The organism is Streptomyces sp. NBC_00859, from assembly GCF_045161865.1.
GTDB lineage: Bacteria > Actinomycetota > Actinomycetes > Streptomycetales > Streptomycetaceae > Streptomyces.
In genome coordinates this window covers 1,616,339-1,621,205 of sequence record NZ_CP108826.1, presented here as the reverse complement: position 1 = coordinate 1,621,205, position 4,867 = coordinate 1,616,339, and the positions used below count along the sequence as shown (strand labels likewise).

Below are 4,867 nucleotides of genomic sequence, written 5' to 3'. Positions count from 1 at the left end.
GTGTCACCGCCCGCCACCGTCGACGGTCCGTCGGCCGGACTTCCCACCCTTTCTGATTTTCCATCACATCGCATACCCAGCAAGGAGATCCATCATGGCGAACCCCTTCGACGACAACGACGCCCGTTTCCTCGTCCTCGTCAACGACGAGGGCCAGCACTCGCTGTGGCCGGCCGTCATCGACCGCCCGGCCGGCTGGACCGCCGTCTTCGGTGAGGACGGCAGGCAGGAGTGCCTGGACTACGTCGAGCGCAACTGGACGGACATGCGTCCCAAGAGCCTCGTCGACGCGATGGGCGCGCGGACGGCATAGGCCGGACAGAAACAGGAGGGCAACGTGCTCAGGACAGGAATCCTCTCGGCCATCGGATCGACGCCGCTGGTCGAACTCACCCGGCTCCTCGGCGACGACCGGATCAAGGTGTACGCCAAACTGGAGGGCTTCAACCCGGCGGGCAGCATCAAGGACCGCCCGGCGGTGGCCATGCTGAGCGAAATGATCGGGCGGGGCAGGCTCGTACCGGGCGAGTCGACCGTCGTCGAATCCAGCTCGGGCAACCTCGGTATCGGCCTTGCCCAGGTCTGCCGCTACTTCGATCTCCGCTTCATCTGTGTGGTCGACCCCCGGGTGAACCGGCAGAACGTCGACATCATGGTCGCCCTCGGGGCCGAGGTGGAGATGGTCACCGAGCCCGACGCGGCCACCGGCGACTACCTGCCGGCCCGGATACGCAGGGTCCGCGAACTGACTGCGCGGATTCCCGGCGCCCACTGGACCAACCAGTACGGCAACGAGGTCAACGCGCTGGCCCACCGGACCACGATGCGCGAGATCGTCGAAGGGGTGCCGGACGGCAGCCTCGACTACCTGATCTGTTCGGCGAGTTCCTGCGGCACGCTGCGCGGCTGTGCCGAATACGCGCGTGAACACGGCCTGCCGGTGGAGATCGTGGCCGTGGACGCGCTCGGCAGCGCCATCTTCACCCCGGACCCGCCCGCCGTGCCGCGGCTGCTGCCCGGCCACGGCGCCGCTGTCCGCCCGGCCCTGCACATGCCGGGCCTGGCCGACTCGGTGGTGCACGTGAGCGACCTTGCCTGCGTCGTCGGCTGCCGCCGGCTCGCGGCCACCGAGGCGATCCTGGCGGGCGGCTCCTCCGGTGCGGTGGTCAGCGCGCTCGCCGGGGTGCGCGACACCCTGCCGGACGGCGCCACCTGCGTGCTGGTCTTCCCCGACCGCGGCGAACGGTACCTGGAGACGATCTACGACGACTCCTGGGTCGGCGCCCGTTTCGGTTCCCTCCCGCACTTCTTCGACCTTCCGCGGTCGGACGTCCAGGTCTCCGCCCGGCAGACGTCCCACCACAATCGCCTTCACGCTACGGAGCCCGTCTCGTGCTAGTCATCGGAAACCAGACCGTCCGCGACGTCCTCGACGACCGAGAGCCCGACATCCTCGACGCCGTCCGCCGCGCGTACGTCACGCACGCCGCGCACGACACGTCCCTGCCCCACTCGGTGTTCCTCAGGTTCCCGGACGTCCCGCAGAACCGGATCATCGGCCTGCCCGCCTATCTGGGCGGCACCAGCCCGGTCGCCGGGATGAAGTGGATCTCGTCGTTCCCGGGCAACATCGCGGCGGGCCTGGAACGTGCCTCGGCGGCGATCGTCCTGAACTCGCTGAGCACGGGACACCCGCAGGCACTGATCGAGGCGTCCGTGATCTCGGCCCGCCGCACCGCAGCGAGCGCCGCGCTGGCCGTGGGCGCACTGACCGACGCGGCCGCGCACACCGGGGTCTCCCTGGTCGGATCCGGGGTGATCAACGGCGAGGTGCTGCGGTTCTTGCGGGTGGTCGCACCCGGACTGCGCTCGGTCCGTCTCTTCGACCTCGACCGTGCCCGTGCGGCGGCGTTCGCCCGGACCCACGCCGCCGACCTCGAAGTCACGTACGCCGAGTCGCTGGACGAGGCCCTGGCGGCCCACCCGCTGGTCAGCTTCGCCACGACGGCAGCCGTCCCGCACACCGGCCTCGCGGCGTGCAGGCCGGGCACGCTCGTCCTGCACCTGTCCCTGCGCGACGTGACCCCCGAGTCGCTCCTCGACGCGGTGAACGTGGTCGACGACCCTGACCACGTGTGCCGCGCCGATACCTCCCCGCACCTGGCGGAACAGCTGGTCGGACACCGCGACTTCATCACGACGTCGATCGGGGAGGTGCTGGCCGCGGCAGGGCGCTACGAGCCGGACCGGGAGCGGGTCACGGTCTTCTCACCGTTCGGCCTGGGGGTCCTGGACCTCGCGCTGGCCGAGCTGGTGCACAACACCGCCGTGCGGGACGGGCTGGGGGTGCGGATGAACGACTTCCTGCCCGTACCGGCGCGGGAAACCGCCGCGCGGCCCGCCGGCTGACGGGAAGCGGCAGCCGGGGGAGCGGCACATGTGGCTCCCCCGTCCGCAGCACGTCTCAGTGAGCGGTGGCCGCCTTCGCAGCCGCATCGGCGGGCCCGCGGCCGCCTCGGCCGCTGCTTCGGGGTACGGGCCAACGTCTCGGCTCCTGCTCCGAGCCTGCCTCCGCACGCGCTTACATCCGATGGAGATACGACGAAGATCTCCGGTCGCCAGAGTCTGCATCGCCCCGCCGGCCAGGGAGCGAACTCCCGGGCCGCGTACAGCGCGGGGCCGCCAGATCAGTGAACGGAGACACCCGTGAAGCACACCGCCGAACCGGCCGCCCACACCGCTCGCAAGGCACTCGCCACCCTCGCGGCGGCGGCACTCCTGGCCCTCGGAGGAGCGTCGGTACCGGCCTTCGCGGACGAGTCCCCGGCGCCGTCCACGCCCCCGGCCCCCTCCACCACGAGCGTCGCGCCCCCGCTGGAGTGGAGCAGCACCGGCTGAGACCGCACACGCCCGCCCGTCCCGGGCTCAAGGGAGGCCCGGCCGCCGTCCCGGTGTTCCAGGGCACTGGCCCCGCGCCGACCCCCACCAGCCTCCGCAGGAACCCGTCGGGTCATGTACTGCGGTGCCCCCGGTGACCGCCACCGCGATCGGGGAACCCTCGCGATGCCCACCACCGGGACCACCCCGGCTGACCGCCCGGGAGTGGGATTCCACCAGCTGTGGTCCCCGGCTGCTGTGCTCTTCCTGCCGCCGCGCGGCGCCTTCAGATCCCGTACCGAGGCGCCCTCGCCCGCTCGCCCCGCGCCGGGACACGGTGGAGGCGGCCCGCCTGGCTCCGACGGAACCAACTGCTGTGCAGGAGGCGCCTGGTGGCCGGGATCAGTAATCTCGTCGGCGGGCGCTGACCACCGTCCCGGTGCTCCTCGCCGAGTCGAACTGTGCCTGGCGCGAAAGGGGTTCGACCTGTTCCCCGGGCGCCTGCACCATCGGCGGGTGGGCGGAGCCCGGCGTCACGCTGCGCCGGTACGCCCGGTTCAGCGGTGCCGCTCGAACTCGCTCCGGCGGGCGCCACGTTGTGCATGGCGGCCACCGGAGGCACGGTCTCGGCTCCGGCCGTCGTCGGCTATGGTGCCTTCAACGTGGCGTGGCACGGCACGGCCGTCTCGCAGCGTCAGGAACTGGTGCCCACGGAGGTTCATGGGCCGGGTGAGCACCGCCCGGCAGACGATCACCGGCAGTACCGCCGCCCGCGGCGCCACGGGCTCGGGCCCGCCCGCCCAGGTCCACGGCCCGCGCACCCCGTTCTCCGTCGGGCACTGCTCCTGCTCGCTGCCTGCCTCCCTGCCTGCCTGCTCAGCCCCGCCCCGCCGTGAGCCCGCCCCCAGCTCCCTCCCGTACGCCGCACCCGCCCACACAGCCCGGAGGATGACCAGATGCGCGTGCCACAGGCCGACCCGGACGAACGGTGGTTCCGCACCTACGCGGCGGCGCGGCGCCCCCGTCGCAGGCTCGTCGTGCTGCCGCACGCGGGCGGGTGGGCGACGTACTTCCACGCCTGGGGTACCGCCTTCGACGAAGGTACGGAAGTGCTGGTGGCGCGCTACCCCGGGCGGCTCGACCGGCTGGCGGAGCCCTGCGCGACCAGCATGGACGAGTTCGCTGACCAGGTGAGCGCGGCGCTGCGGCCCCGGCTCGACATACCGGTCACGCTCTTCGGGCACAGCATGGGTGCCTCGCTGGCGTACGAGGTGGCGCTGCGCCTCCGGACGCGTTACGGGGTGAACCCGGCCGGCCTCCATGTGTCGAGCCGCAGGCCCCCGCACCTGCTGAGGCCGCGCGCCCTGCACGAGGAGGGCGACGAGGCGCTGCTCGCCGAGGTGGGACGGCTGGGCGGCACCGACCCGTCGGTGCTGGCCGATCCGTACTTCCGCGAGGTCGCGCTGCCCGCCATCCGCGCGGACTTCAGGATCGTCGGCACGTACGGCCCGCGCGCCGCGGACCCCGTGCCGTGTCCCGTGTACGCCTACGTCGGCGACCGGGACCCGACCGCGCCGGTGGAGGACATGGAGGCCTGGGCCGACGTCGCGCCGCACGGCTTCCGCCTCGATGTGCTGCCCGGCGGCCATTTCTACCTGCGCGAGCGTCACGAAGCACTGGTGGGGGCCGTGGCAGGGCGGCTGATGGCGACGGCGGGCGCCGACGGCTGAGCGGCCCTGCCGACGGCCCGGGGCGCTCAGCCCTGGCTGCTCCACTCGTCGCCGTCGGACAGTCCGCTGGCCAGAACGGCCTTGGGGCCGTCCGGTACCGCGTGCTCGCGGGCGAGCGCGGGCAGCGAGGCGAGGAAGAGGAGGACCAGCGAGGCGGCCGCGCAGCCGATGACCGCCCTCGCGGCCTTGGGCGGGACCAGTGACATGGCTGACTGCTTCACGGCGTGTGTCCGTTCTCAGAAACCGATGCTCGTGGCATT

General features: G+C 72.4%; 6 protein-coding genes. 5 read left to right on the top strand and 1 reads right to left on the bottom strand.

Translation table 11 applies throughout. From position 1 onward, the window contains the following. Positions 1–94 precede the first annotated feature (94 nt). The 5 genes from OG584_RS06810 to OG584_RS06790 all read left to right on the top strand — a co-directional run bounded on the left by OG584_RS06810 (position 95) and on the right by OG584_RS06790 (position 4,607). Positions 95–313 (top strand): MbtH family protein, encoded by a 219-nt coding sequence (locus OG584_RS06810; RefSeq protein ID WP_405776058.1) that lies wholly within the window; start codon positions 95–97, stop codon positions 311–313. Between the two features lie 24 nt (positions 314–337). Next, on the top strand, positions 338–1,399 hold the full coding sequence (gene sbnA / locus OG584_RS06805) for a 2,3-diaminopropionate biosynthesis protein SbnA (protein ID WP_405776056.1): 1,062 nt from the start codon (positions 338–340) through the stop codon (positions 1,397–1,399). Next, complete coding sequence (gene sbnB / locus OG584_RS06800) at positions 1,393–2,409, top strand: 2,3-diaminopropionate biosynthesis protein SbnB (protein WP_405776054.1); 1,017 nt, start codon at positions 1,393–1,395, stop codon at positions 2,407–2,409. The genes sbnA and sbnB overlap by 7 nt, the downstream gene beginning before the upstream one ends. A 297-nt stretch (positions 2,410–2,706) precedes the next feature. Beyond that, complete coding sequence (locus tag OG584_RS06795) at positions 2,707–2,898, top strand: hypothetical protein (RefSeq protein WP_405776052.1); 192 nt, start codon at positions 2,707–2,709, stop codon at positions 2,896–2,898. Positions 2,899–3,833: 935 nt separating this feature from the next. Then, positions 3,834–4,607, top strand: coding sequence for a thioesterase II family protein (locus OG584_RS06790; protein WP_405776049.1), 774 nt, complete (start codon positions 3,834–3,836; stop codon positions 4,605–4,607). A 26-nt stretch (positions 4,608–4,633) separates the two neighbouring features. Here the strand turns inward: OG584_RS06790 and OG584_RS06785 are convergent, their stop codons facing one another. Continuing rightward, positions 4,634–4,828 (bottom strand): hypothetical protein, encoded by a 195-nt coding sequence (locus OG584_RS06785; protein WP_405776047.1) that lies wholly within the window; start codon positions 4,826–4,828, stop codon positions 4,634–4,636. Between the last annotated feature and the right edge of the window lie 39 nt (positions 4,829–4,867).